The following is a 25,513-nucleotide window of genomic DNA, read 5'->3' on the forward strand; positions in this document are numbered from 1 at the left end:
GGACCCGACTGCTCACCGAGCGCTGCCGGCCCAGCACCGTCGCTGCCTGCGCGCCGCTCACGTGTCGGACTCCAAGACCAGCCTACGGGCAACGATGTCGTGCGCCACCTCGCGGAGCGACCGGTTCTCGGCGAACGCGTAGCCCCGCATCCGGGCCAGCGCCTCTTCCGGTGGCACGGCGAGCTGGACCATCACCATCCCCTGCGCCTGGTAGACCTCGAAGCCGACGTCCTGCTGGTCCCACACGTCTGATCCGTCGACGGCGGCGACCCCTCCGCCCTCCAGGATGGTGTCCATGGCCACCTCGGCGAACCCCAGGGCACGGGCCACGGCCCAGTCCGACAGCTCACCGGGGCGTTCCCGGTAGACGTCCAGGGCCCCCAGTCGCGTCGCACCGTCCTGCATCGGGAACGCGAACACCGCCTGCACGCCGTGGGACAGGGCAGCCGAGGCGTAGCCCGGCCACGTGACGGCGACCGTCTGCTCGAGGTCGGGCACCAGCACGGGACTGCCGGTGCGGCAGGCGGTCAGGCACGGTCCCTCTCCCAGCTCGAACTGCAGCTCCTCCACCCGCGAGCTGCGCGGGCTCGACGCGGCGGTCGCCACCACGCCACCCGCCCGCGACATCACGCTGACCCCGACGCCACTCGCGGTCAGGTCACGAGTCGCCGCGCGGCACAGCCGCTGGAGCCGTCCCCCGATCGAGGGCCCCTCGTCGCGGGCGAACGGCTCGAAGTCCACCAGCTTCCGCGCCGCCGACGCATGGCCGTCCGGCCCCGTCACGATGCGCGCACCCCACGTCGGCTCATCACCCCAGCGTAGGCGCAGTCGAGCGAGTCCGACGTCGGCCGGGTTCAGAACTTCTCGATCTCCGCTACTGGTCCGACCGGGCCTCCCGCCGGGGAGGCGGACGCCCTTCCTCGGACGCTCGTGCGGGATCGAACTCGGCCCACACCGACTTGCCGTCGCCGTCCTCGAGGTAGCCCCAGGACCGGCTCAACAGGCTCACGATCTCGAGACCGCGGCCACTGGTGTCCAGCGGCTCCGCGGCCAGGTGCACCGGTCCGAGGGTGGACCCGTCGGACACCGTGAGCCGGAGCGTGTCGTCGAACGCCTCCAGCCGCAGGTGGAACGGCGTCCCGGCATGCTGCATGGCGTTGGTCGCCAGCTCGCTGGCCACCAGCTCCACGTCGTCGGCCAGCGCGCCGAGCTGGTGGGAGCCGAGGTGCTGCCGGACGAAACGCCGGGCCTGGGCAGCGCTGGTCGCCTGGGACTCCAGGGTGAGGTCGCGCGTCCAGAGGGCATCTCGGGGCATTTAGCCCACCACGTTCCGTCGCACCGCGCTACGGCCGGCGTCAGTGCGAGGTCTAGGCAGCGACAGGCCGTATGCCGTCAGTGTAGACCCGGGTAGTCCGGACGGGCGGGCCCTCATGGGCCACCAAGACCGCGCGGACGATGCGCCAGGTGGACGTGCGTCGGCCACCCGCGCGGGGGGATCTGGAGGAGGGCTATACCCCGCGCGGGGCCGACTTCACACCGCAGGGGTGCGGGGAGTCGGCGATCACGGGGTCCGGATGATCAGCCACGTCCAGTGAAGCACGCTGCGTCGGCTCGGTCCAGACCCGAGAACGCCTTGCTGCACAACGTTTGCCGTGGCCTCCGGGTACGGTTCCGCCGACGACTGCGGACCCTCGGACACCGGGCTCGAGCTGCTCATCCACCGACCCGGACCCGCTCCTGCCGGTAGTCGCGAGCGCGGGCCAGCAGCGCCGACTGCATGACCCGGACGGCGGCCGGGACCACCGCGACGTCGCGGGTCACCAGGAGCAGCCGGACCGTGGTGTCGTCACCGGCGATCGGCCGGTGGGTGATCAGCCCGGCGGTGCACAAGGGGTCGCCGACGACGCTGTAGTCCGGCAGCACGCTCACGCCCAGGCCCTCGGCGACCATCAGCTTGCCCATCTCGGCGCCGTCCGTCGCGAACGACGTCGCGGGAGGGCTGCCCGCGAACAGCCGGTGCGTGAACCGGTGCATCAGGTAGCCGGCGCGCATCGTGATGAACGGCTCCCCGCGCAGCTGCTCGGTCGTCACCGCGTCGAGCCGGGCGAGCGGGTGGTCGGTGCGCAGGCAGGCCACCGGCCGGCCCTGGACCAGCTCGAGGGCCGCGAGGTGCGGGGGTACGTCGTCCCCGGGGAGGACGTTGACCAGGCCGAGGTCGAGGGAGCCCTCGCCGAGCCCCTGGTAGATATCGCTCTGCTGGGTGCTGAGCACCTCCACGCCCGTGCCCCCGTGCAGCAGCCGGAAGTCCTGGACCGCCGGCACGAGCAGCGAGGAGTTCGCGGCGTTCACGGTGCCGATCCGCAGGGTGCGCGAGACGAGGGTCTGGTCGCCCGCGGCCTGGCGGAGCCGGTCCACGGCGTCGAGGACCTCGGTCATGTAGGGCAGCAGGTCCTGGCCCTGGCGGCTGATCCGTGCGCCCGAGCGACGACGGTCCAGCAGCGCCACACCGAGCTCGCGCTCGAGCTTGCCGAGCGCCTCGCTCAGGGCCGGCTGGGAGAGGTGCAGGGACTCGCTGGCCCGGCGCAGCGAGCCGTGCTGGGTGACGGCGGCGAGGTACTCCAGCTGTTCGATGCGCACGCGGTGGCCCGTCCGTAGCGGTGAGGTGCAAGGTCTCGCCGATCACCCCGTCGACCGTTCCACCGACCGGATGAGCCGTTTCTCCTTGCCTCGAATCATTTAGTCTAGCAACTTAGTAGACATACGCATTCGACGAGAGGCGCACCATGTCGCTGAAGTTCCACTGGTTCCTGCCCACCAACGGGGGCGACGGCCGTCACGTCGTCGGCGGCGGCCACGGCGTCGGGGCCGGCCCCGCGGGTCGTCCCGCGAGCGTGTCCTACCTCGGCCAGATCGCCCGGGCCGCCGAGGACGTCGGCTTCGAGGCGGCGCTGACCCCTACCGGTGCCTGGTGCGACGACGCCTGGCTGTCGACCGCGATGGTCAGCCAGGTCTCCGAGCGGCTGAAGTTCCTGGTCGCGTTCCGGCCGGGCCTGACCGCGCCGTTCCTGGCCGCCCAGATGGCCGGCACCTTCCAGAACCTCACCGGCGGGCGCCTGCTGCTCAACGTGGTGACCGGCGGCGAGAGCCACGAGCAGCGGATGTTCGGCGACTTCCTCGACAAGGACGCGCGCTACGCCCGGTGCGAGGAGTTCCTGCACGTCGTCCGGGCGCTGTGGCGCGGCGAGACGGTGACGTTCCACGGCGAGCACCTCCAGGTGGAGGACGCCACCCTCGACCAGCTCCCGGACCCGGTCCCCGAGATCTACTTCGGCGGGTCGTCACCCGCGGCCGGGACCGTCGCCGCCCGGCACGCGGACGTCTACCTCACCTGGGGCGAGCCGCCCGCGGCCGTGCGCGAGAAGATCGAGTGGATCCGCAAGCTCGCGGCCGACGAGGGACGCGAGGTCCGCTTCGGCATCCGGATGCACACGATCACCCGCGACACCGCCGAGGAGGCCTGGGCCGAGGCCGACCGGCTGCTGGCCGGCATCGACCCGGCCGCGATCGAGAAGGTGCAGGCCGGGCTGCGCCGCAGCGAGTCCGAGGGACAGCGCCGGATGCTCGAGCTGAACCAGGGCAGCAAGGACGGCCTGGAGATCTACCCCAACGTGTGGGCGGGCGTGGGCCTGGTCCGCGGCGGTGCGGGCACCGCGCTGGTGGGCAGCCATGAGCAGGTCGCCGACCGCATCGAGGAGTACGCCGACCTCGGCATCGACGAGTTCATCCTGTCCGGCTACCCGCACCTGGAGAACGCCTACTGGTTCGGGGAGGGCGTGCTGCCGATCCTCGCCGCCCGCGGTCGCTGGGGGCACCCGGCCCCACCGCGGCCCGCCTCGCAGGCGGTGCCGTTCGCGGCCCGGACGGGAGCCACCGCATGACCGGGCGCAGCCTGTCCACGAACCAGGACCTCGACCCGGCCCGCCTGCGCGAGGTGTTCGGCGTCTTCCCCAGCGGGGTGGTCGCGGTGGCCGCGGAGGTCGACGGCGTGCCGGTGGGCCTGGCGGCCAGCTCGTTCACCTCGGTGAGCCTCGACCCGCCGCTGGTGTCCTTCTCGGTGGCCGGCACCTCCAAGACCTGGCCCACCCTGCGCCGGGCCCGCCACCTGGGCGTGACGATCCTGGCCGACCACCACGACCGGGCCTGCCGCCAGCTCGCCGGCCCGGTCGGGCACCGCTTCGACGGGCTGCAGCTGACCGCCACCGAGGACGGCGCGCTCACCCTCGACGACGGGCTGGCCCGGTTCGACTCCACGATCCACGACGAGGTCGAGGCCGGCGACCACGTCATCGTCCTGCTGCGGGTGCACGCCATCGAGCACGCCGACACCTCCCAGCCGCTGGTGTTCCACCGCAGCGGCTTCGGGTCGATCAGCCGCATCGCCTGACCCCGCCACCCCGACCCCACGACACCGAAAGGCCTTCCATGGCTTCGTCCCTCGCCCCTGCCCCGTCGCTGTCGCCGTCGCTGTCGCCGTCCCCCCGCCGGGTCGCCGTCGCGTCCGCCGTCGGCGCCACCATCGAGTGGTACGACTTCTTCCTCTACGGCACGGCCGCCGGGCTGGTCTTCGAGAAGCTGTTCTTCAGCGGACTGTCCGGGCCCGCCGCGCAGTTCGCGTCCTTCGGCACCTTCGCCGTCGGCTTCCTGGCCCGGCCGATCGGGGGGTTCGTCTTCGGGCACTTCGGTGACCGGCTCGGACGCAAGAAGATGCTGCTCCTCACGCTGGTGATCATGGGGGCCGGCACCGCCGCGATCGGGCTGCTGCCGTCGTACGACGCGATCGGCTGGTGGGCACCCGTCCTGCTGGTGACGCTGCGGGTGCTGCAGGGCATCGGGGTCGGCGGAGAGTACGGCGGCGCGGTCCTGCTCGCGGTGGAGTACGCCCCGGCCGAACGGCGCGGGTTCTTCGGCAGCTTCGCGCACATCGGCGTCCCCGGCGGGCTGCTGCTCGCGAGCGGCGCGTTCTCGCTGGCCAGCCTGCTGCCCGACGAGGCGTTCCTCGCCTGGGGCTGGCGGGCCTGCTTCGTGGCCAGCGTCCTGCTGCTCGCGATCGGTGCCTACATCCGGCTCTCGGTGATGGAGACCCCGGCGTTCGCGCTGGTCCAGGAGCGCAAGGAGGTGTCCCGGATGCCGCTGCGCGACCTGCTCGCCGCGCAGCCCAGGCGGCTGCTGCTCGGCATGGGCACCCGGTTCATCGAGGGCTTCACGTTCAACTTCTTCTCGGTCTACCTGCTTGCCTACGTGGTCACCACGCTCGGGCTGCCGCGCTCGCTCGCGCTCGGCGGGGTGATGGTCGGCGCCGCCCTCGGCGTGGTGCTGGTGCCGATCACCGGCGCCCTCTCGGACCGCGTCGGACGCAAGCCGGTCTTCCGCGTCGGGGCGTGGCTCGCGCTGGTGGTGGCCTTCCCGGTGGCCGCCCTGGTGCAGTCCGCCGACGAGGTCGCGGTGTTCGCGGTCTTCGTGGTCGGGCTCGGGCTGCTCTACGGGACGATCTACGGCCCGCTGGCCGCCTTCTGGTCCGAGCTCTTCGACACCCGCTACCGCTACACCGCGCTGAGCACGCTCTACCAGGTCTCCGGGGTCGTGGCGTCGGGCCTGACCCCGCTGATCGCGGCGTGGCTGGTGACCCGGGGCGGGGGCAGCCTGTGGCTGGTCGCGGGCTATAACGTGGTGGTGGCCGCGATCAGCCTGACCTCCGCGCGGTTCCTCCCCGAGACCCGGGGACGCGACCTCGACGCAGCGGTGCACGGCGAGCCGGCGCAGCACGTCCTCGAGCCCACCCCCGCGCGGTGACCGCCTGCGCCGTGAGGACCACGGGCTAGCGTCCGACGGCGATGCCGTCGACCTCGACCGGCTTGCCGCTGCTGACCACGGTGACCCTGACCGCCTGGGTGTGCACCCGGCCGTACGACGCGATCGGGAGCACCCGCCGCTCGAGGGTCCGGGCGGATGTCAGTGAGATCCGCCGGACCACCCGGGCCCCGAGCGAGACCGTGACCGCGCCGCAGGAACGGCAGGTCGTCGCCACCAGCGAGTATGCGGTGCCGTGGCCGCCGGTGAGCGTCAGCCGGGCCCCCTGTCGGGCAGTGACGGTCTCGGTGCCGAGGTAGGTGCCGGTCACCTTGGCGCGCCGCCAGCCCTGGCCGGCGCGCGCGGTGCGGTCGTCGACCGGCGTCGTACGGCACTGCTCGGCCGTCCAGGCACCGACCCCGCCGACGGCGTCGGTGCTGCGGGCCCGGAAGCAGTAGGTGCGCGCGGCGCCGCCGGCGTTCGTGACCGTCGTGCTGCCGCCGCCGTGGCTGGTCGCCCACGTCGACCACGCGCCGAACCCGCCGCGCCACGTCGCGACCCGGCGTTGCACCTCGGTCCGGGCGATCGCCAGCGTCGACCCGCTCGACGTCCAGCTCACCGGGAACCTGAGCCTGGTCACCGTCGTGCTGCCCGGTGCCGTGAGGCGGGTCACCGGTCCGGCCGGCGCCGGTGCGGACGGCGGGGGCGACGGTGCGGGACCCGCTGGTGCGGGCGGTGTCGAGGTCGTCGCGGGCGGCGGCGGGACCGGGGCGGACCCCGGGGCCGGGGGAGCGCCGGTCTGGTAGGCGTCGTACGTCGGGTCCACCAGCAGCGGCTGGGGGTAGGCGGCCGCGATCGCCTGCCACGGCACGAGCTTGAAGTTCTGGTTGCCCACGTCGTCCTTGGTGTCCTGGGTGACCAGGAAGCCCTGCGGGAACGGTCCGCCGACCCCGAAGTTGGTGACGTCGATGCCGTCCATGCCGGTCACCGCGTCCACGCCGTTGCCGTCCACGATCTCGAAGGCGCCCAGCGGACGGTTGTCGTCGCGGGTGTAGGCGTGGAACGTGTTGGTCCCCTGGCTGGCGGCGAGCAGGTAGCCACCGCCGCCGCGGCCGTAGTAGATCGTGATGCCCTTGACGTCCTGGCCGATCTCGCCGTTGTCCTCGGTGGTGCTGACGACCTTCGTGCCGGTGACCGGGTCGCCGGGCTCGGCGCCGTACCGCCAGATCCCGCCGATGTCCTCCTGGGCGAGGTAGATCCGTTGCATCTCGTCGTCGGCGACCAGGCCCTCGGAGTGCAGGGGGGGGCGCTCAGGGTCCAGTGGCGCACGAGGCGTCCCTTGACCGACCCGCTGGAGCCGTCGAGCTCCCACTGCTCGGTCGTGCCGCTGTCGGTGACGAACGCGAAGAACCTGCCGGTGTCCGGCGAGTGGTAGAGCGCGAACCCGCGCGGGGTGGCGATGTCCGTGCCGGGCGCGAAGCTGCCCACCTTGGTCAGCGACCGGTCGGCCACGTCGACCTTGTAGAAGTCCAGGCTGCGCACCCGGTTCGTCACGCCGACCAGCGCGACCCGGGCGTTGCCGAGCGGGAAGTCGTAGCGGACGTCCACGTTGTTCATCCGCCCGTCCGGGTAGGAGAACAGCTCGCGTCCCGACAGGTCGTAGACGACGAGACCGCCCCCGACGTCGCTCTTGTCGGTGCCGATGATCGTGCTCTTCGAGGCGTCGGTCGGGTGGATCCAGATCGCTGCGTCGTCCGCGGCGTCGCCGCCGTTGTGCATCGGCGCCGTCTCCACGGTGGCGCTGACCCGGGCCACGTCGGCCGCCTGCGTCGGTGTCGCCACCGCGACCAGCAGGCCGGCGACGACGAGCAGTGACAGCACCAGGGCGACCGGCCGCACGTGCCTTCCGAAAGCAGACATGGCAGTTCCCCCACAGGATCGAACGCCCCCACGCAGCCGATCCCCGCCCCCGGAGGTCGGCCCCGGACCACAGGATGCCCAGCCTCCGCCCCCGGGGACAAGAGCCGAAGAGATCAGAGGAACCTGGTCATTCCGGCGCAGGCCGGCCCGACGCGCGGCGGGCTAGCGAGGCCCGGGGGGACGACCCGCGAACGCCGCGAGCCGGTCGTAGACGGGGGCGTCGTCCGGCACCTGCACCGCCGGCCCGAACACCTCCCCGCGGTTCTCCGGGGTCAGCATCGCCGACATGAACGCCAGCCCTCGCTCGGCGACCTCCGGCAGCAGCCGGGCCGGCTGACCGGTGGCGCGGACCACGTCCCAGGTGTGCACGGCGATCTCCGCGGTCTGCCAGTCCACCTGCCCGGCGTCCGCCGCGTCCCCTGCCTGGTGCCAGTGGTGGATCAGGTCGTCGGCGTGGGACCGGAAGTCCGCCGCCCAGCCCGCGGTGACCGGCGGGGGGGACCGCCGACCAGTCGGGCTCCCCGCCCCGGGCCATCTGCAGGAACCGCACCGGGGCGCCGACGAGATGACCGATCAGCCGGGCCACGTCCCAGTCGGCGCAGGGTGTCGGGCGCGCCAGCTGGTCCGGGTGCACGGCGGCGAGCACGTCGCCGGCCTGGTCGAGCGCCCGGGACAGGACGACGACGGCCTCGACCGCGGCCGTCGGACGCCGGTGGGTCACCTGCGGCGGCGCGCGACGCGCCGCGACGTGCGCCGTGCGACTCTGCGGGACGCGAACATGGGATCACCCCTTCTCGGACGGGTACGGCGCGCTCACGGGGCGGACTGCTTCTGCAGGCCGACGGCCTCCTCCGCGCTGAGCAGGCCGATCCCCACGAGGTCCAACGGGCTGATGAACGCGTCGCTGATGCGGTAGCCGTTCGCCCGCACCAGGGCGTCACGCAGCGGCACCGCCCAGTGGTGCTCGAGGAGGACGAGCGCGGCCGCGGAGTCGTCCGGGATGTCCGCCAGGATGTCCCAGGCCTCCTCGTCGCTGAACACCTCGAGCCCCTCGGCGCCGGCCTCGGCCCCGGCTTCGGCGCCGGCCGCCATGCCTTCCTCGCCCTCGATGCCCAGCCCGATCAGCGCGCCGATCGTGCTGCCCACCTCGATCGCCTCCTCCCGCGAGAGGTTGCCCAGGTGCTCCACCTCGATCTCGCCGGCCGCGTCCTTGTAGACCGCGAGCGCGTCGATGACGCGCACGGTGTCACTCGCCCGGAGCCGCTCGAGCTCGGCGACGATCTCGCCGTGGAAGTTCGGCTGGCTGAATCCCAGGACGAGCAGCTGCACGGGTCCTACGGTCATGGTGCCTCCTCGGGTCGACGGGGCGGCGCGGCCCCGGAGCGGTGGAGCCGGTGGGTCGTCCCGCCGTCCACGATGTCGCGGGCCTACGGAGGCTGCCTCATCCGGCCCGAGTGAGGTGGCGGGCCACGAGGGGCCGTCGCTGCCGGCCGCAGCTGGCAGGGCTACCCCGCGGCCCGCGGGCTTCCTTGGCGCCGGACCCCACGGTGGCGGAAGTCCCCTCACCAAACGGGACGAAAGTCCCTGGTGAGCGGCCGGCCCTCCCGCGAGGGTGAGGTACAGGAGGCAGCGCATGACCGACGCTTCGGACAGCGCGTGATCGAGGCGCGCGAAGACGCTCTGCTCGGGCCGTCGGCCTCCGCCGAGGCTCCCGGCTTCCGCGCCACGACGATCAGCACCGGCGAGTTCAGCTGGCTGCTCACCGACCTGCTGCGGCTGGTGCGCGAGTTGCTGCGCTCGGACACCGCCACCGTCCTGCTGCTCGACGTGAGCGGGACCGTGCTCGAGACGGCGGCGTGCGTCGGGCCGGAGGACACGGTGCTGCACGCGTTCCGGGTCCCGGTCGGGCACGGGTTCGCGGGGACGGTCGCCGAGCGCCGTCACCCGGCCACGATCACCGAGGTGACCCCGCAGTCCGTGGTGAACCCGCACCTCGTCGAGCGGGGGGATCCACTCCCTGCTCGGCGCACCGCTGGTGCACGACGGTCGCCTGCTCGGGGTGGTGCACGTCGGGAGCCTGCACCGCCGGGAGTTCACCGACGCCGAGGTGGTGACGCTGGTCAGGGCCGCGGAACCCATCGCGCACACCCTGGCCTCGAACTCGAGCATCGCCGAGAACGCGCTCGCGACCGCCCTGCAGAGGACGCTCATCCCCGAGACGCCGCCACGGGTGGCGGGGCTGGAGCTGGCCGGCCGGTACGTCCCGGCGGACGGCAAGCTGGGCGGCGACTGGTACGACGTCCTGGTGCTGCCCGACCAGCGGGTCGGGCTCGTCATCGGGGACGTCGCCGGGCACGGCCTGGAGGCCGCGGTCGTGATGGGGCGGCTGCGCAGTGCGTTGCGGGCCTACGCCCTCGAGCACGCCGACCCCGCCGTGGTGCTGGGCCTGCTCGACACCAAGCTGCACGCCTTCGAGGAGGCGGCCATGGCGACGGTGCTCTACGCCGTCACCGAGCCGCCGTTCACCGAGGTGCGGATGTCGTCGGCGGGACACCTGGCCCCGCTGCTCGCCGCCCACGGCGACCGGGCGTTGGAGCTGGCCGTCGAGCCGGACCCGCCGCTCGGCGTCGACCCGTCCGTGGGGCGGCGCACCCACCGGGTCGTGTGGCCCTCCCGGTCGGCGCTCTGCCTGTTCACCGACGGACTGGTGGAGCGCCGCCCGCCCCCAGGAGGCGAGGGCGTCGACCAGCTGGACGGCGGGGTGCGACGGGTCCTGGACACCTTCGCCTACGAGCCCGCGGACGTGGCCTGCGCGCGCGTGCTCGACGCGGCGCTGTCCGACCTCTCGGTGGTGCAGGACGACATCGCCCTGCTCGTCGCCCGCCCGAGCCACGGAGCCCGCTGAGCGGCTCGGCCCGGGGACCAATGGCCCTGCCGTGGCCGTGCCCCGGAGCCTAGGTTCGCCTGCGTCAGGGGGATCCGGAGCCGCGGCTCGGGCCGGGCGCAGCGCGAAGGAGTCCAGATGTCCATCGACGCACGGCGGGCCGGAGTCCCCGCCCAGGCACGAGAGCCGGCACGGCCCGCACCCCTCGACCCCGAGGTCCGGGTCGAGCTCTTCGAGACGATGGTCCTGTGCCGGTCCTACGAGGAGGCCATCCTGGCGGCGTACCACGCCGACAAGGGTCCGGGCTTCGACATCGGCAAGGGGCTGGTCCCCGGCGAGATGCACCTGTCGGCCGGGCAGGAGCCGGTGGCGGCCGGGGTGTGCGCGCACCTGACCGTCGACGACGCGGTCACCGCCACGCACCGCCCGCACCACCTCGCCGTCGCGCACGGCGTCGACCTGCGCCGGATGACCGCGGAGATCTTCGGTCGCGAGACCGGCCTGGGCCGGGGCCGCGGCGGCCACATGCACCTGTTCGACCCGGCCACGCACTTCTCCTGCTCCGGCATCATCGCCGAGGGCTACCCGCCGGCGCTCGGCCAGGCCTTCGCCTTCCTGCGCTCCGGCACCGACCGGGTCGCGGTGGCGGTCACCGGCGAGGGCGCCGCCAACCAGGGCGCGTTCCACGAGTCGTTGAACCTGGCGGCGCTGTGGGCCCTGCCGGTCGTGTTCGTGGTCGAGGACAACGACTGGGGGATCTCGGTGCGCCGGTCGGCGTCGACCTCGGTCTCCTCCAACGCGGTGCGCGCCGCGGCGTACGGCATCCCGGGCGAGCGGATCGAGGACAACGACGTGGAGGCGGTGTACGCGGCAGCGGGCCGCGCTGTCGCGCACGCCCGTTCGGGTCGCGGACCGTCGCTGGTCGAGGTCCGGACGCTGCGGATGTGGGGACACTTCGAGGGGGACGCGCAGGGCTACCGCGACGACCTCGACGGCATCGAGCACCGTGACCCGATCACCCGCTACGAGCAGGTCCTCCTCGACGCGGACCTGCTCGACACAGAGACCGCCGCCGGGATCCGGGAGCGGGCCCGCGAGCGGGTCGCCGACGCCGTCGACTTCGCCCGGGAGAGCCCGCTCCCGGACCCGTCCACCGCCACCGACTACGTGTTCGCCGAGGAGGCGTCGTCATGAGCATCACCGAGACCCGGCCCGGGACCTCGCGCCGGCTGACCACCTCCAAGGCGATGGTGGCGGCGCTGACCGAGGAGATGGAGCGCGACCCCTCCGTGTTCTACCTCGGCGAGGACGTCGGCGCCTACGGCGGGATCTTCGGGTCCACCACCGGCCTGCTCGAGCGCTTCGGCCCGGAGCGGGTCATCGACACCCCGATCTCCGAGACCGCGTTCATCGGCCTCGGCATCGGCGCCGCGGTGGAGGGCATGCGTCCCGTCGTCGAGCTGATGTTCGCCGACTTCCTGGGCGTCTGCCTGGACCAGATCTACAACCACATGGCGAAGATCCACTTCGAGTCCGGCGGCCACGTCCGGGTGCCGATGGTGCTGGCCACCGCGGCCGGCGGCGGCTACTCCGACGGGGCCCAGCACTCGCAGTGCCTGTGGGGCACGTTCGCGCACCTGCCCGGGATGAAGGTGGTGGTGCCGAGCAACCCCGCGGACGCCAAGGGCCTGATGACCGCGGCGATCCGTGACGACAACCCGGTCGTCTACGTGTTCCACAAGGGCGTCATGGGCCTGCCGTGGATGGCGAAGAACCCCCGCAGCACCGACGAGGTCCCCGACGGCGAGCACGTCGTCCCGATCGGCAAGGCGCGGATCGCGCGTGCCGGGACCGACGTTACGGTGGTCACCCTGTCGCTGTCCGTGCACCACGCGCTCGACGTGGCCGACACGTTGGCGACGGACGGGATCGACGTCGAGGTGCTCGACCTGCGCAGCCTGGTCCCGCTGGACCGTGAGGCCATCCTCGGGTCGGTCTCGCGGACCGGGCGGCTGGTCGTCGTCGACGAGGACTACCAGTCCTTCGGTGTCTCCGGCGAGGTCGTCGCGACGGTCACCGACCAGGACCCCGGCCTGCTGCGCGCCCCGGCCCGCCGGGTGGCGACGCCCGACGTGCCGATCCCGTACGCCCACGGCCTGGAGTACGCCGTGCTGCCCCGCCACGACCGGATCGAGCGCGCGGTCCGGGACGTCCTGCAGTGGTGACCGAGGTGCTGTTCCCCCCGCTGTCCAAGGAGGAACCGGACGGCCAGGGGGTGCTGGCCACCTGGTTCGTCCGCGACGGCGAGCGGGTCGAGGAGGACCAGCTGCTCGCCGAGGTGCAGGTCGACAAGGTCGCCGCCGACGTGCCGGCCCCGGTCGCCGGCGTGGTGCACCTGCTGGTCGAGGAGGAGCAGGCGGTGCGCCAGGGGACGGCCATCGCGCGGATCGGCTGACGAGGCGCCGTACGACGGGGGCGGGCGCGTCCGGCGCCGCCGCATCATCGTCCAGGGATGAGTCATTCGTCCGGGCCAGCGGCTTGACTGCCCCTCGTCAGCCAACCAGCCCACCAGCGTGACGAGGGGTCGACGTGAGCCAGCCGTTCAGCGGGAAGATCGAGATCGACATCCGGGACTCCGAGCCGGACTGGGCGCCGTTCGAGCCGCCCCGGGCTCCGGCGGGCGCGCCGAACGTGGTCTACATCGTGCTCGACGACGTGGGCTACTCGGCGATGTCCGGCTACGGGGGACCGATCGAGACCCCGAACATCGACCGTGTCGCCGCCGACGGCCTGCGCTACACCCAGTGGCACACCACGGCGCTCTGCTCGCCCACCCGCTCCTGCCTGCTCACCGGCCGTAACCACACCCGCAACTCGATGGCCTGCATCACCGAGGCCGCCATCGGCTTCCCCAACGCGAGCGGCACGATCCCGCCGGAGAACGGCATGCTGTCGGAGATCCTCGGCGAGCGCGGCTGGAACACCTACCTGGTCGGCAAGTGGCACCTGTGCCCCGACGACGAGATGAACGTCGCGTCGACCCGGCGGAACTGGCCGAGCGGTCGGGGCTTCGAGCGTTGGTACGGATTCCTGGGCGCCGAGACGAACCAGTACTACCCCGACCTGGTGCACGACAACCACCCGGTCGACCAGCCGTCGTCACCGGAGGAGGGCTACCACTTCTCCGTGGACATCACGGACAAGGCGATCGAGTTCATCAAGGACGCCAAGGTGATCGCGCCCGAGAAGCCGTTCTTCCTCTACTACGCCCCGGGCGCGGCGCACGCGCCCCACCAGGCGCCGAAGGAGTGGGCCGACCGCTACCGCGGCCGGTTCGACGCGGGCTACGAGGCGATGCGCGAGCAGACGCTCGCCCGCCAGAAGAAGCTGGGGATCGTCCCCGCCGACACGGAGCTGCCCCCGATCAACCCGATCGGCACCGCGGAGACCCGGAGCGGCCCGGACGGCATCCCGTTCCCGGCCATGGACGAGACCCGGCCGTGGGACTCGCTGTCGCCCGAGGAGCGGCGGCTGTTCGCCCGGATGGCCGAGGTGTACGCCGGGTTCCTCGCGCACGCGGACCACCAGATCGGCCGGCTGCTCGACTACCTCGAGGAGACCGGCGAGCGGGAGAACACCCTGGTCGTCGTGGTGTCGGACAACGGCGCGAGCGGCGAGGGCGGCCCGCACGGCTCGGTCAACGAGATGAAGTTCGTCAACGGCCTCCCCGACGAGATCGAGGACAACCTCCGGATGCTCGACGAGCTCGGTGGCCCGAAGACCTACAACCACTACCCCAACGGCTGGGCGATGGCGTTCAACACGCCCTTCAAGATGTGGAAGCGCTACGAGTTCAACGGCGGCACCGCCGACCCGTGCATCATCTCGTGGCCGGCGGGGATGGCGGCCCGCGGCGAGCTGCGCGACCAGTACCACCACGCCGTGGACATCGTGCCGACGGTCCTCGACGTGCTCGGTGTGCAGCCGCCCGCCCGCATCAAGGGACACGTCCAGGTGCCGTTCGACGGGGTCAGCATGCGCGGCAGCTTCGACGACGCCACGGCGCCGAGCAAACCGCCGTACGCAGTTCTACTCGATGCTCGGCTCGCGCGGGATCTGGCACGACGGCTGGAAGGCGGTCACCACCCACCCGACCCTGAGCGGCTGGAGCCACTTCAACGACGACGAGTGGGAGCTGTACCACACCGAGGTGGACCGCGCGGAGGTCCACGACCTCGCGGCCGAGCACCCCGAGAAGGTCCGGGAGCTGGTGAACCTCTGGTTCGCGGAGGCCGGCTCCAACGGCGCGTTCCCGCTGGACGACCGGTCGGCGCTGGAGATCGTGCTGACCCCGCGCCCGGTGCTGTCCCCCGCACGGAACCGCTACGTCTACTACCCGGACGCCGCCGAGGTGCCGGAGTCGCAGGCGGTGAACGTCCGCAACCGGTCGTTCGTGATCGCGGCGCGCGTGGACCTGCCGGGTCCCGGGGCGCAGGGCGTGCTGCTGGCGCACGGCTCCCGGTTCGGCGGCCACGCGCTCTACGTCAGGGACGGCCGGCTGCACTACGCGAACAACTTCGTCGGCCTCGAGGAGCAGCGGGTCGACGCCACCGAGGACCTGCCGACCGGCAGGGACCTGATCCTGTCGGCGTCGTTCGTCAAGGACGGCGAGGACCCGCCGCACGTGTCGACCGGCCTCCTGTCGCTGTACCACGACGACCGGCTGGTCGGCGAGGCCCGGATCAGGACCCAGCCGGGCAAGTTCTCGCTGGCGGGGGAGGGTCTCACCGTGGGCCGCGACGGCGGTGAGGCGGTCTCCCCGGACTACCCGGGCACCCGGCCGTGGGCCTTCACCGGCGGGACGCTGCACCGGGTGGCGATCGACGTGAGCGGCGAGCCGTACGTCGACCTGGAGCGCGAGGCCCAGGCGATGCTGATGCGCGAGTAGGGGCGGGACGCGGGTCAGAGCTGCCGGTCGGGTGGCGGGGAGGCGTTGCGGCGCCAGGGCGCGACCCCGTCGATCTCCACCTCGAGGGAGAAGCTCAGCACCGTCCGGATGACCACGATCAGGCCCAGCACGGTGACGCTCTCCAGGGTGGGCTCGACCGCCACCGTGCGGATCAGGTCGGCCGCGACGAGGATCTCCAGCCCCATCAGCAGCACCCGCCCGAAGGAGGCCCGGCCGGCCTGGTAGCTCTTCCACCCCTGGTGGGACCGCCGCCACACCGAGACGGCTAGCCAGGTCGACCCGAAGATGCCCGACACCAGCACCAGGACCCCCAGGATCTCGAAGGCCTGCGCGACGTGGTCCATCGTCTCGGTGAAGGTCATCGCCCTGTCCCTCCGGTCGGCGACGGTGCGTCCGGGGACGCCCGTGCCCACATGCTCGACCGGTCGGGGCGACCCAGCGCCCACCGCGCCGGATGATTCCCGCTCACCCGCCCGGGATGACGTGGGGAGCGACCGGTCGTCCCAGCCTGGGAGGACCAGGACGGGCCGAGGAGAGAGAGGAACCGAGATGACGCAGTCGACGCAGCCAGGGCGCTCGGCGAGCCAGAGCGCGGGCGGAGGAGGTCAGCACGTCGAACCCACCGAGATGACGGGTTGGGTGGGCTGGGTGGCCTTCGCCGGAACGATGATGGTGCTGCTGGGCACCTTCCACGTCATCGAGGGGATCGTCGCGCTGTTCCGGGACCAGTACTTCCTGGTCGGGGACACCGGTCTGACGATCCACGTCAGCTACACGACGTGGGGGTGGGTGCACATCCTCGGAGGCCTGGTGGTGGCCGCCGCCGGCGTCGCGGTGTTCACCGGGAAGGTGTGGGCGCGCACGGTCGGCGTGGTCGTGGCGTTCCTCAGCGCGCTGGTGAACGTGGCCTTCCTCGCGTCGTACCCGGTGTGGTCGGCGCTGATGATCGTCATCGACGTGCTGGTGATCTGGGCACTGACCGTGCACGGCTCCGAGCTCAAGGAGTAGCGCGCCCGGACGCGTGAGTCAGGACCTCCGGCGGTCCTCGAGGAAGGGCAGCGGGTTGCCCGAGGCACGCGCGCCGGAGTCGAGCCAGCGGCTGACCCCGGCCGGGCTCCGGCGCTGGAGCTCCTCGAGGTACCGCTCGCGGAGGGTGACGACGACCAGCTTCTCCCGGGGCGAGGTGGCCTCGTTGAGCAGCACGAAGCTGCGGCGCCAGGCCAGGCAGAGCTCGGCGTCGTCGAGGGCGCCGAGGATCGCGACCAGGGCCGGGACCCGCTGCTCGAGGTCCGAGGGGACGCCCGGGACCTCGGAGGCCGGTCCCGGGGTCGCCTCCTGCTCCACCGGCGGTCCACCGGCGAGGATCCGCCAGACCCGGACCCGGGACCACAGGGCGGGCGCGGTCGCGGCGAGGGGGAGGAGGACGAGCAGGCTGAGCGGGCCGGTGAGCTGCACCAGCCCCGCGGTCCCGGCGACCAGGGCGCCCCAGAGGGCCGAGATCCGGACCAGCCGGCCGGGCCGTGCCGGGCCGGTCACGGTGGCGAGGCACCCCGCGCACAGGCCGGAGCTCAGGACCACCGCCAGGCAGGTGCCCCACCCCCACAGCGTGGTCGCGGCCAGCAGACCGATCGTGGTCACCACGGTCAGGACGAACGTCCACGCCCCCGCGCCGGCGCGGCCGAGGCGGTGCCGCCGGGTCAGTCCCCGCTCGTGGGCGCTCATCGCCCGCACCCCTTCGGCCGAGACCCCGTCGGCCAGGACCCGTGCATGCGTGGCGCACGTCGGGGCGGACCGCTCGACGGCGTCGGAGCTCTGGTCGGTGACGGGTTGCTGTTCACGGTGGACCGCCCTCACGGACAGGAACGGACAGGGCCTGGACGAGGTGCCCGAGGCCGCCAGGATCCATCGCCGCGCCCGCGACTGCCTCACCCCTCACGGGCGATGTCTCCGCCGGTCCCACTCCCCGTCCACCCGGTCGGCGGGGAGTGGGACTCATCCCTCGTGGGGGGTGCCCGGGGACGCGAGGGTGTCGACGATGGGGACGGGTGAGGTGCGTAGCCACCCCGTGCAGGACGGCGGAGCCGGCGAGCGGGTAGGGCGGGCCGAGGACGAGAGGAGTCCCAGCCATGGGTCGAGAGTCGCGATCCGGAGCGCACGCGGGCCGAGCCGCGGCGGCCGGCGATGGGTAGGCGGCTCGCGGCGATCGGCGCCCTGGTGGTGGGTGCGGCGACCGCCGTGCTCGGGGTGGGGGTCGCGGTGGACCAGTTCCCGCGCGGCCTGGTGCTGCTGGTCTGCGTGGTCCTCGCCGGTACGGCGGCCTGGTACGGCGTCCTGCGACGGGGGGCGTTCCGGGTGGCGGGGCTGACCGTCGCCGGGCTGGCCCTCGTCGGCGCCCTGGTCCTGGTGGCGGTGACCGGCGCCGTCCTCGTCGACCTGCTGGTGGTGGCCGGGCTGGTGGCCTCCCTGGTGCTGGCGCGCGCTGCCCTCGTCAGCCACGCCGACCTGCCACGGGCCCCGGCCCCGCACCGGGCGGTGCTGTTCTACAACCCGAAGTCCGGCGGGGGGAAGGCGGAGCAGTTCGCGCTGGCCGAGCAGGCGGCGAAGCGGGGGATCGAGGCGGTCGAGCTGAAGCCGGGCGACGACCTCGAGACGCTCGTCCGGGCAGCCGTCGAACGAGGTGCCGACGCGCTCGCGATGGCCGGTGGAGACGGCTCGCAGGCGATCGTCGCAGCGGTGGCGGCGGAGTGCTCCCTGCCCTACGCGTGCGTCCCGGCCGGCACCCGGAACCACTTCGCGCTGGACCTGGGCGTGGACCGTGACGACGTCGTCGGGGCGCTCGACGCCTTCGTCGAGGGCGGGGAGCGCCGGGTCGACCTCGCCGAGGTCAACGGCCGCGTGTTCGTCAACAACGTCTCGCTCGGTCTCTACGCCGAGGCGGTGCAGCGCGCGGGGTACCGCGACGCCAAGCTCCGCAGCCTCCTGGACACCGCCCCCGACGTGCTCGGGCCGGGGGGCAGCGAGCTCGACATGCGGTGGGAGGGGCCGGGCGGGCACGCGCACCGCGGGGGCGCCGCCGTGCTCGTCTCCAACAACCGCTACCGCCTGGGACGCGCGGTGGGCTCCGGGACCCGGCCCCGGATCGACGACGGGCTGCTCGGGATCACCGTCGTCGGGGCGCCGTCCGCGGGCGCAGACCACGACCGCGCCCTGCAACGGCCCTGGCGGGAGTGGTCGGCGCCGACCTTCGAGGTCGACGCGGACCGGCCACTGCCGGCCGGCGTGGACGGGGAGGCGCTCGTCCTGGACCCGCCGCTCCGCTTCCGCATCCTCCCGGGCGTGCTGCAGGTGCGGATCGCCCGCGCGCACCCCGGCGCGTCCCCGTCGGCGACCGCGCCGGAGGGCCTGCGCGCGGGGGTCGCCGAGCTGGTCAGGGTCGCCCTCGGCCGGGAGGGCCGGCCGGCCACGTCCTCGTCAACAGGAAGGAGGTCCTCATGGACCTGATGGAGATCAGCGAGAAGCAGACGATGAGCCGGGAGGAGGCGGCAGCCCGCCTGCACACGCTCGCCGACGCGCTGGCGCAGCACAACGACGTCGAGTTCGAGCGCGGCGGCATGCGGATCAAGGTGCACGTCCCCGACCAGGTGCACGTCAAGCTGGAGGTCGAGATCGAGGACGACGGGAACGAGCTGGAAGTCGAGCTCACCTGGTGACCCGCGCGGCCTCGGTGCTGCGCCGCCTCGACGAGTGCGACCGGTGGCTCTACGGGGTGGTGGGCCGGTGGTCGGCGCCGCTGCTGGACGAGCCGCTGCGGAAGGTGACCCAGCTGGCGGACTTCTCCAAGCCCTGGTTCCTCGTCGCCGGCGCCCTGGGGGTGCTCGGAGGCCCCCGCGGACGGCGGGCCGCGGTCACCGGGCTCGCGGCCGTCGGCGTCACCTCGCTGGTGGTGAACCAGCCCCTCAAGGCCCTGGGCGGGCGGCGCCGGCCCGACCGCGGCGTGCTGGGCGCGCCGCAGCCCCGCTGGGTGCGGATGCCGACCTCAGGGGCCTTCCCCTCGGGGCACGCCGCGTCCGCGGCCGCGTTCACGGTCGCGGCGGGGGACGTGCTGCCGGCCCTGCGACCGGTGCTGGGTGCGGCGGCGTCGGTCGTCGCGTTCTCCCGGGTCTACACCGGCGTGCACTACCCCAGCGACGTCCTCGTCGGCGCGGCCGTGGGGATGCTGGTCGGCCGTCTGGTCGGTGGCGCGGCGGTGCGGTGGGTGCCCGCCCCGGGGTGAGACGGCGGACGGCTCAGCGCAGCAGACGGCCGAAGAGGTCGACGTACGCCTCGAGGTGCCGGTCCCCGAGGTAGTTCTCGTGGACGCTGGCCCGGCCGGCGGCCGCGACCGCCGCGGCGCGCACCGGGTCGCCGAGCACGGTGCCCAGCGTGGCGCCCAGGCCCGCCAGGTCCGTCGGGTCGGGGAGCAGCCACCCGGTGCGGCCGTCCTCGATCTGGTCGAGGAGGCCGCCGACCGCCGAGGCCACGACCGGACGCTCCTTCCACATCGCCTCGGTGACGGTCAGCCCGAACCCCTCGACGAGGCTCTTCTGGACGATCACGGTGGCCCGGCGCTGCAGCGCGTTCACGAGGTGCGCGTTCTCGTCGACGGAGTCCATCGGCAGCCGGACCAGGTGCACCCGCAGCCGCTCGGCCGGGGCCAGCCCGCGCCACAGGTCGCGGCACTCCTGCAGCACGACGGCACCCTCGGGGTCATCGGACACGTAGGAGGGGTCCGGCCCCGCCAGCACCAGGTGTACGTCGCCGGGCAGCGTCCCGAGCGCGCCGACGAACCCGCGCAGCACGCCGGCCATGTCCTTGAGCCGGTCCCAGCGGCTGACCTGGACCACCAGCCGGGCGCCGGCGGGCACGGGGCCGCCGTCGGTCACGAGGTCCCGGTGCCGGCGCACGGTGCCGGCGGCCCCGTCACGCCGGACGTAGTGCAGGTCGGGGAGGGTGTTGGGGCCCGCGACGAGGCCGGTGTGCACGAGCGCCGCCTGCACCTCGGCGGCGGAGAGCGGACGGTTCTTCGCGCTGAGCGGGTCGATCGAGGGCGCGATGACCCGCATCCGGTCCGTGCGGCACCAGTCGGGGGCGTAGGCCTCCCGGGAGAACACGAAGCCGTCGGCCGCCTGGAGCAGGGGGCGGAGGAACTCCCAGGCCCGGTCGGTGAGTCCGTTCGGGGTGTCCCGCCCGACGTGGCAGCGCCACACCACCGCGACGCCCCGGGCCCGGAGCCGGTCCACCATGCCGGCCGTCTGCGGGTCGTGGAGCAGCACGACGTCGCCCGGCGAGACGCGTGCGGCGAGGTCCTCGACGTCGTCGGCGAGGGCCGCCAGGACGGTCGCGAGCTCGGCCGGTCCCAGGGGGCCGCCGTCGCCGGGCTCGCCGTGCAGCAGGTTGTGCACGCGCTTGGTGACCGTGAACAGCTCGGGAGCGCCGGTGAGCACCAGCCAACGGGTGTCCACCCCGACGCCCCGGACGTAGGACAGCAGCGTCTGCAGCATCTCCGCGACGCCGCCGCCGTGGGCGGTGGCGCTGACGTTCCACACCACGCCGCCGTGCAGCAGCGACCGCGCCACGGCCGCCCGCTCCTCGAACTGCGCGACCCGCTCGGCCGGGAGCAGCGCGTAGAGCTGGTCCAGCTTCATCGGGACGACGTCGATCTCCTGCACGGTGAGCCCATCGTCCCTCCCAGGACTGGTCCGGTCCAGGGTCGACGGACCTCCCGCGGGGGGCGCCCCAGGTCGGGACCTCTTACCCTGTCCGGCCGCCCGGGATCGGGCTGTGCTGGAGGCACCAGAGCACGGTGCCACCACGCAGCAGGGCGGGAGGACAGGTCATGAAGGCAGCAGTAGGCGACCGTCTGGTGGTGCACAGCGTGCACGTCGACGGTCCGGTGCGCGACGGCGAGATCGTCGAGGTGCGGGGACCCGACGGGCTGCCGCCGTACGTCGTCGAGTGGTCGGACACCGGGCACCAGTCGCTGTACTTCCCCGGCGCGGACGCCACCGTCGAGCACTTCGTCGGGCAGGAGTGAGCGACCGCTCAGGACTGGTAGACGTCCGGGATGCCGTCGGCGTCGTCGTCGCGCTCCTCGTCCACGCAGATCGCCCGGTAGACCCGGTTGCGGGCACGCAGCACGACGGTCGCCAGCACGGCGGCGACGACGGACCCGACGAGCACGCCGATCTTCACATGGTCGTCGCGCAGGCTCGTCGGCCCGAAGGCGAGCTCCCCGATCAGCAGGGACACGGTGAACCCGATGCCGGCCAGCACCGCCAGGCCGAAGACGTCGATCCAGGACAGCCCGTCATCGAGCTCGGCGCGGGTGAAGCGGGACAGCAGGTACGTCGAGCAGAAGATCCCCACCGCCTTGCCGACCACCAGGCCGGCGACGATGCCGAGGGCGACCGGGTCGGTCAGGGCCTCCCGGAGCCCGGTGAGCCCGCCCACGGTGACGCCGGCCGCGAACAGCGCGAAGACCGGCACCGCGAACCCGGCGGAGACCGGCCGCAGCCGGTGCTCGAGGTGCTCGGCCATCCCCGGACCGGCCTCGGGGCCGCCGGCCGCCTGGCTGCGGGCGACCGGCACCGTGAGGGCCAGCAGCACCCCGGCGACCGTCGCGTGCACGCCCGAGGCGTGCACCAGCGCCCAGGCGACGAAGGCGAGGGGGAGGAGCAGCCACCAGGACCGCACCCGACGCTGCACGAGGACCCCGAAGGCGGCGATCGGGACGAGGGCGAGCAGCAGCCACAACGGCTCCAGTGCACGCGTGTAGAACAGCGCGATCACCGTGATCGCGAGCAGGTCGTCGACGACCGCGAGGGTGAGCAGGAACGTGCGCAGGGCCGCCGGCAGGTGGGTGCTGATCACCGCGAGCACCGCGACCGCGAAGGCGATGTCCGTGGCGGTCGGGATCGCCCAGCCCTGCAGGGCCACCGACCCGGCGACCAGGTTCACCAGCACGTAGACCACCGCGGGGACGGCCATCCCGCCGACCGCAGCGAGCACCGGGATGGCGGCGCGGCGCGGCTCGCGCAGGTCGCCGGCCACGAACTCGCGCTTCACCTCGAGCCCCGCGACGAAGAAGAAGATCGCCAGCAGGCCGTCGGCCGACCAGGAGGCCAGGCTCAGGTCGAGGTGCAGCGCCGCGGGCCCGACCGTGAGCTCCTTCAGCGAGGTGTAGGCCGACTCCCAGGGCGAGTTGGCCCAGACCAGCGCGACCACGGCGGCGACCAGCAGCAGCGCGCCGCCGACCGTCTCCTGGCGCAGCAGCTCGGTGACGCGGGAGGTCTCGGCCCACGAGCCGCGGCTGAGCAGCCGGGTCCGGTGGGGCGGGGGGAGAGGTGCTCATCAGGTGGGGGCCTTCGGGGTCGACGACACTGTTGCCGACCAGACTTCCCGGCGCACCGCGCTACAGCCTACGGGGTTCTTCGGGGGAGAGGGACACCACCGCCGCCCCGGCCAGGCGGCCGGCCTCGAGGTCCGCGAGGGCGGCCGGCGTCTCCCGGAACGGGTAGACGGTCACCCGCGGACGGACCCCGAGGGTGACCGCCAGCCGCAGCAGGTCGTCCCCGTCGGCGCGCGTGTTGGACGTGACGCTGGTCAGGCTGCGCTCGCGGAACAGGTGCCGCTGGTAGTCCAGGGCGGGTACGTCGCTCAGGTGGATGCCGGCCGTCACCAGCGTGCCGTTCGCGTCCAGCGCCTCGAGGGCCGTCGGGACGAGGTCCCCGACGGGCGCGAAGAGGATGGCGGCGTCGAGCGGGGACGGTGGCCGGTCCCGGGCCCCGCCCACCGAGGCGGCACCGAGCTCGCGGGCCAGGTCCTGCGCCGCCTCACCCCGGGTGAGCACGTGCACCTCGAGACCCTGGGCCACCGCCACCTGGGCGGTGAGGTGTGCGCTGGCCCCGAACCCGTAGATCCCCAGCCGGCCGCCCGGTGGCACCCGGGCGCGGCGCAGCGCGCGGTACCCGATGATCCCCGCGCACAGCAGCGGGGCCGCCTCGTGGTCGTCGTACGCGTCGGGGATCCGGTAGGCGTAGGCCGCCGGCACGGTGGTGTACTCCGCGAAGCCGCCGTCCGCGTCCCAGCCGGTGTACGTCGACCGGGTGCAGAGGTTCTCGGCGCCCCGGCGGCACCACCGGCAGGCGCCGCACGTGGAGCGGAGCCAGGCCACCCCGACCCGTTCGCCCGGGTTCGTGCCGGTGACGGCGGTGCCGCACTCGGTCACCGTGCCGACCACCTCGTGCCCGGGGACGACCAGCGGGCGGACGGCCGGCAGCTCGCCGCAGGCCAGGTGCAGGTCGGTACGGCACACGCCGCACACGTGCACCCGCACCCGGATCTCGTCCTCGGCCAGCGGGGGGTGCGGCCGCTCCACGAGCGAGAGCCGGTCGGCGGTCCCGGCCGAGCCGGTGACCGCCCAGCCTCGGAAGGTGCTAGTGGTCGAGGTCGACGTGCTCATGCGTGAGGTTCTCGATGTCGCCGGCCGCGGCGTCGAGAAGCTCGTGCGCCAGGCGCGAGAGCGCCCGGGCGGCGGCGAGCTCGTCGCCGATCTCGGGCACGTCCCGGTCGCGGGGGCTCAGCCGGGCCGACCCGCTCGCGGAGAGCGACGTGGCGTCACCGGTGTGCAGCCGGGCCTGCGCGTGCGTCTCGCCGTCGTGCTCGTCGATCCGGATCTCGACCGACCAGGTGCGGGTGCCGGTCGGTGCGGTCCTGGTGCTCATCGGTTCCACCTTTCAGGGTGCAGCGGGTGCGGACGACGTACGACGCGCGGTCCGCCTCCCAGCCGACCAGCCGCGACCGGCCGGGCACAGGGCCGAAGGTCACGGGCCGCCCGGGGAAGGCCCGCAGGGCTCCTCGACCACGGTGAGCGGCAGTCCCGCGAAGCGGCCGGCCCACCGGGCGGCCGCGTCACGGTCCAGCACGACCTCGGTGACCCGGCCCGACAGCGCCGACTCCCAGCCCGGGGCGTCCCGGAGGCCCAGGTTGACCCGGACCTCGAGCAGCGGGAAGGCCGTCCGGGCGACGGTCAGGGCGTGGTCGACCGCCACCATGCAGCTGCGCAGCGAACGGTTGCGGTCCGCGAACATCACCAGGTCGAGCGGCTCGGAGCGGTCCGTCGCCGCCTTCGCGCCGGCCAGCACCGTATGCACCTGAGGGTCGGTTGACACCACGGCCACCACGACCCCGTCGCGGCTGCGGTGCCGCTGTCGCGGGACCGGCGACCCCGCGGGTCCCGGTCCGGCGTCGTTCGTGCGGTGCCCCCGACGGAATCGTTCCTGCGCGTCCATAGTCAGCTCCTCCGTGGTCAGGCTGTCCGGGCGGACCGCCCCTGGCCAGGGCACAAGGTCACGTCCCGGTCGCTCGCCCGGTGCGCCGACCTCATCCGTGCCGGGCGATGCGGGCCCGCACCGGCGCGGACACGATGGGGCCTCGAGCGAGGGAGCGACGATGGACGCGATGACCAACAACTTCGGGGAGGTCCTGCTGTGGACCTTCTGGTTCTTCATCTGGATCGGCGCGGTGATGGTGTGGATCCGCTGCGTGTTCGACCTGTTCGGGGACCGGGGGCTCAGCGGGTGGGCCAAGGCCGGGTGGGCGATCGTGCTGGTCTTCCTGCCCTGGGTCGGCGCCCTCATCTACCTGATCGCCCGGGGCAGGAGCATGTCGGAGCGGCAGCGGGCCGCGGCGGCCGAGCGGGAGTCCGCCCAGAAGGAGTACATCCAGCAGGTCGCGGGCGGGTCGCCCAGCCCAGCCGCCCAGATCGCCGATGCCAAGCAGCTGCTCGACTCCGGCGCCATCAACCAGGCGGAGTTCGAGGCCCTCAAGGCGAAGGCAGTCGCCTGACCGTGCAG

General features: G+C 73.4%; 27 protein-coding genes and 3 pseudogenes. 15 read left to right on the forward strand and 15 right to left on the reverse strand.

Features of this window, described 5'->3' with window-relative positions; all coding sequences use genetic code 11:
* Positions 1-57: 57 nt before the first annotated feature.
* The 3 genes from KRR39_RS02545 to KRR39_RS02555 form a co-directional block, all read right to left on the reverse strand.
* On the reverse strand, positions 58-783 hold the full coding sequence (locus tag KRR39_RS02545) for a GAF and ANTAR domain-containing protein (protein ID WP_216940486.1): 726 nt from the start codon (positions 781-783) through the stop codon (positions 58-60).
* 91 nt (positions 784-874) lie between these two features.
* Positions 875-1,315, reverse strand: coding sequence for an ATP-binding protein (locus KRR39_RS02550; protein ID WP_216940487.1), 441 nt, complete (start codon positions 1,313-1,315; stop codon positions 875-877).
* 398 nt (positions 1,316-1,713) lie between these two features.
* A complete protein-coding gene (locus KRR39_RS02555; protein ID WP_216940489.1) occupies positions 1,714-2,637 on the reverse strand; it encodes a LysR family transcriptional regulator in 924 nt (307 codons plus the stop codon).
* A 146-nt stretch (positions 2,638-2,783) separates the two neighbouring features.
* Between KRR39_RS02555 and KRR39_RS02560 the strand changes: the two genes are divergently transcribed.
* The 3 genes from KRR39_RS02560 to KRR39_RS02570 are packed head-to-tail and all read left to right on the forward strand — an operon-like array spanning position 2,784 to position 5,850.
* Positions 2,784-3,938: an LLM class flavin-dependent oxidoreductase gene (locus KRR39_RS02560; protein ID WP_216940491.1), complete on the forward strand. Its 1,155-nt coding sequence runs from the start codon at positions 2,784-2,786 to the stop codon at positions 3,936-3,938.
* A complete protein-coding gene (locus KRR39_RS02565; RefSeq protein ID WP_216940492.1) occupies positions 3,935-4,444 on the forward strand; it encodes a flavin reductase family protein in 510 nt (169 codons plus the stop codon). Before KRR39_RS02560 ends, KRR39_RS02565 begins: the two co-directional genes overlap by 4 nt.
* 38 nt (positions 4,445-4,482) lie before the next feature.
* Positions 4,483-5,850 (forward strand): MFS transporter, encoded by a 1,368-nt coding sequence (locus tag KRR39_RS02570; RefSeq protein ID WP_216940493.1) that lies wholly within the window; start codon positions 4,483-4,485, stop codon positions 5,848-5,850.
* Between the two features lie 25 nt (positions 5,851-5,875).
* Here KRR39_RS02570 and KRR39_RS02575 read toward each other — a convergent pair whose 3' ends face one another.
* The 5 genes and pseudogenes from KRR39_RS02575 to KRR39_RS02585 all read right to left on the reverse strand — a co-directional run bounded on the left by KRR39_RS02575 (position 5,876) and on the right by KRR39_RS02585 (position 9,111).
* Positions 5,876-7,219, reverse strand: a complete 1,344-nt coding sequence (locus tag KRR39_RS02575) for a phytase (protein ID WP_302053540.1) — start codon at positions 7,217-7,219, stop codon at positions 5,876-5,878.
* Positions 7,213-7,767: pseudogene (locus KRR39_RS25840) on the reverse strand (phytase); the annotation flags it as partial. The gene KRR39_RS02575 and the pseudogene KRR39_RS25840, both read right to left, overlap by 7 nt.
* A gap of 162 nt (positions 7,768-7,929) precedes the next feature.
* Positions 7,930-8,163, reverse strand: coding sequence for a DinB family protein (locus KRR39_RS24195; protein WP_254185469.1), 234 nt, complete (start codon positions 8,161-8,163; stop codon positions 7,930-7,932).
* A 16-nt stretch (positions 8,164-8,179) separates the two neighbouring features.
* Positions 8,180-8,488, reverse strand: a pseudogene (locus KRR39_RS25845) (maleylpyruvate isomerase N-terminal domain-containing protein); the annotation flags it as partial.
* A 92-nt stretch (positions 8,489-8,580) separates the two neighbouring features.
* The gene (locus KRR39_RS02585; RefSeq protein WP_216940499.1) at positions 8,581-9,111 is read right to left on the reverse strand and encodes a hypothetical protein; all 531 of its coding nucleotides are present in this window, start codon (positions 9,109-9,111) and stop codon (positions 8,581-8,583) included.
* Between the two features lie 664 nt (positions 9,112-9,775).
* Between KRR39_RS02585 and KRR39_RS02590 the strand changes: the two genes are divergently transcribed.
* The 6 genes and pseudogenes from KRR39_RS02590 to KRR39_RS24205 all read left to right on the forward strand — a co-directional run bounded on the left by KRR39_RS02590 (position 9,776) and on the right by KRR39_RS24205 (position 15,599).
* A complete protein-coding gene (locus tag KRR39_RS02590) occupies positions 9,776-10,672 on the forward strand; it encodes a PP2C family protein-serine/threonine phosphatase (protein WP_367303774.1) in 897 nt (298 codons plus the stop codon).
* A 117-nt stretch (positions 10,673-10,789) separates the two neighbouring features.
* Positions 10,790-11,845 (forward strand): thiamine pyrophosphate-dependent dehydrogenase E1 component subunit alpha, encoded by a 1,056-nt coding sequence (locus KRR39_RS02595; RefSeq protein WP_216940503.1) that lies wholly within the window; start codon positions 10,790-10,792, stop codon positions 11,843-11,845.
* Positions 11,842-12,876, forward strand: a complete 1,035-nt coding sequence (locus KRR39_RS02600) for an alpha-ketoacid dehydrogenase subunit beta (RefSeq protein ID WP_216940505.1) — start codon at positions 11,842-11,844, stop codon at positions 12,874-12,876. Before KRR39_RS02595 ends, KRR39_RS02600 begins: the two co-directional genes overlap by 4 nt.
* The gene (locus KRR39_RS02605; RefSeq protein WP_216940507.1) at positions 12,873-13,106 is read left to right on the forward strand and encodes a biotin/lipoyl-containing protein; all 234 of its coding nucleotides are present in this window, start codon (positions 12,873-12,875) and stop codon (positions 13,104-13,106) included. The genes KRR39_RS02600 and KRR39_RS02605 overlap by 4 nt, the downstream gene beginning before the upstream one ends.
* Positions 13,107-13,381: 275 nt before the next feature.
* Positions 13,382-14,572 (forward strand): annotated as a pseudogene (locus KRR39_RS24200) (sulfatase-like hydrolase/transferase); the annotation flags it as partial.
* 175 nt (positions 14,573-14,747) lie between these two features.
* Positions 14,748-15,599, forward strand: coding sequence for a hypothetical protein (locus KRR39_RS24205; protein WP_254185821.1), 852 nt, complete (start codon positions 14,748-14,750; stop codon positions 15,597-15,599).
* A gap of 14 nt (positions 15,600-15,613) precedes the next feature.
* Here the strand turns inward: KRR39_RS24205 and KRR39_RS02615 are convergent, their stop codons facing one another.
* Entirely contained in the window at positions 15,614-15,982 is a 369-nt protein-coding gene (locus tag KRR39_RS02615) for a DUF1622 domain-containing protein (RefSeq protein WP_216940509.1), read from the reverse strand.
* Positions 15,983-16,268: 286 nt separating this feature from the next.
* Between KRR39_RS02615 and KRR39_RS02620 the strand changes: the two genes are divergently transcribed.
* The gene (locus KRR39_RS02620; RefSeq protein ID WP_216940511.1) at positions 16,269-16,628 is read left to right on the forward strand and encodes a DUF7144 family membrane protein; all 360 of its coding nucleotides are present in this window, start codon (positions 16,269-16,271) and stop codon (positions 16,626-16,628) included.
* 18 nt (positions 16,629-16,646) lie between these two features.
* Here KRR39_RS02620 and KRR39_RS02625 read toward each other — a convergent pair whose 3' ends face one another.
* Entirely contained in the window at positions 16,647-17,342 is a 696-nt protein-coding gene (locus KRR39_RS02625; RefSeq protein ID WP_216940513.1) for a hypothetical protein, read from the reverse strand.
* A gap of 459 nt (positions 17,343-17,801) precedes the next feature.
* On the opposite strand from KRR39_RS02625, the gene KRR39_RS02630 reads away from it, so the two are divergent.
* The 3 genes from KRR39_RS02630 to KRR39_RS02640 are packed head-to-tail and all read left to right on the forward strand — an operon-like array spanning position 17,802 to position 19,893.
* A complete protein-coding gene (locus KRR39_RS02630; protein ID WP_216940515.1) occupies positions 17,802-19,121 on the forward strand; it encodes a diacylglycerol/lipid kinase family protein in 1,320 nt (439 codons plus the stop codon).
* Positions 19,112-19,330, forward strand: a complete 219-nt coding sequence (locus tag KRR39_RS02635) for an amphi-Trp domain-containing protein (RefSeq protein WP_216940517.1) — start codon at positions 19,112-19,114, stop codon at positions 19,328-19,330. Before KRR39_RS02630 ends, KRR39_RS02635 begins: the two co-directional genes overlap by 10 nt.
* Positions 19,327-19,893 carry a phosphatase PAP2 family protein gene (locus KRR39_RS02640; RefSeq protein WP_216940519.1) on the forward strand — a complete coding sequence of 189 codons (567 nt, stop codon included), beginning with the start codon at positions 19,327-19,329 and terminating at the stop codon, positions 19,891-19,893. The genes KRR39_RS02635 and KRR39_RS02640 overlap by 4 nt, the downstream gene beginning before the upstream one ends.
* A 13-nt stretch (positions 19,894-19,906) precedes the next feature.
* Here KRR39_RS02640 and KRR39_RS02645 read toward each other — a convergent pair whose 3' ends face one another.
* A complete protein-coding gene (locus tag KRR39_RS02645) occupies positions 19,907-21,328 on the reverse strand; it encodes a glycosyltransferase (protein WP_216940520.1) in 1,422 nt (473 codons plus the stop codon).
* Between the two features lie 167 nt (positions 21,329-21,495).
* Between KRR39_RS02645 and KRR39_RS02650 the strand changes: the two genes are divergently transcribed.
* Complete coding sequence (locus KRR39_RS02650) at positions 21,496-21,693, forward strand: DUF1918 domain-containing protein (RefSeq protein WP_216940523.1); 198 nt, start codon at positions 21,496-21,498, stop codon at positions 21,691-21,693.
* A gap of 8 nt (positions 21,694-21,701) precedes the next feature.
* On the opposite strand, the gene nhaA is transcribed toward KRR39_RS02650, so the two are convergent.
* The 4 genes from nhaA to KRR39_RS02670 all read right to left on the reverse strand — a co-directional run bounded on the left by nhaA (position 21,702) and on the right by KRR39_RS02670 (position 24,802).
* Positions 21,702-22,976: a Na+/H+ antiporter NhaA gene (nhaA, locus tag KRR39_RS02655; RefSeq protein ID WP_216942312.1), complete on the reverse strand. Its 1,275-nt coding sequence runs from the start codon at positions 22,974-22,976 to the stop codon at positions 21,702-21,704.
* A gap of 94 nt (positions 22,977-23,070) precedes the next feature.
* Positions 23,071-24,120: a zinc-dependent alcohol dehydrogenase family protein gene (locus KRR39_RS02660; protein WP_216940525.1), complete on the reverse strand. Its 1,050-nt coding sequence runs from the start codon at positions 24,118-24,120 to the stop codon at positions 23,071-23,073.
* Entirely contained in the window at positions 24,095-24,382 is a 288-nt protein-coding gene (locus tag KRR39_RS02665; RefSeq protein ID WP_216940527.1) for a dsRBD fold-containing protein, read from the reverse strand. The genes KRR39_RS02660 and KRR39_RS02665 overlap by 26 nt, the downstream gene beginning before the upstream one ends.
* Positions 24,383-24,481: 99 nt before the next feature.
* Positions 24,482-24,802 (reverse strand): hypothetical protein, encoded by a 321-nt coding sequence (locus KRR39_RS02670; RefSeq protein WP_216940529.1) that lies wholly within the window; start codon positions 24,800-24,802, stop codon positions 24,482-24,484.
* Between the two features lie 307 nt (positions 24,803-25,109).
* On the opposite strand from KRR39_RS02670, the gene KRR39_RS02675 reads away from it, so the two are divergent.
* Positions 25,110-25,505 carry an SHOCT domain-containing protein gene (locus tag KRR39_RS02675; RefSeq protein ID WP_216942314.1) on the forward strand — a complete coding sequence of 132 codons (396 nt, stop codon included), beginning with the start codon at positions 25,110-25,112 and terminating at the stop codon, positions 25,503-25,505.
* Positions 25,506-25,513: the final 8 nt, after the last annotated feature.

This window comes from Nocardioides panacis, assembly GCF_019039255.1.
Taxonomy (GTDB): Bacteria; Actinomycetota; Actinomycetes; order Propionibacteriales; family Nocardioidaceae; genus Nocardioides_B; species Nocardioides_B panacis.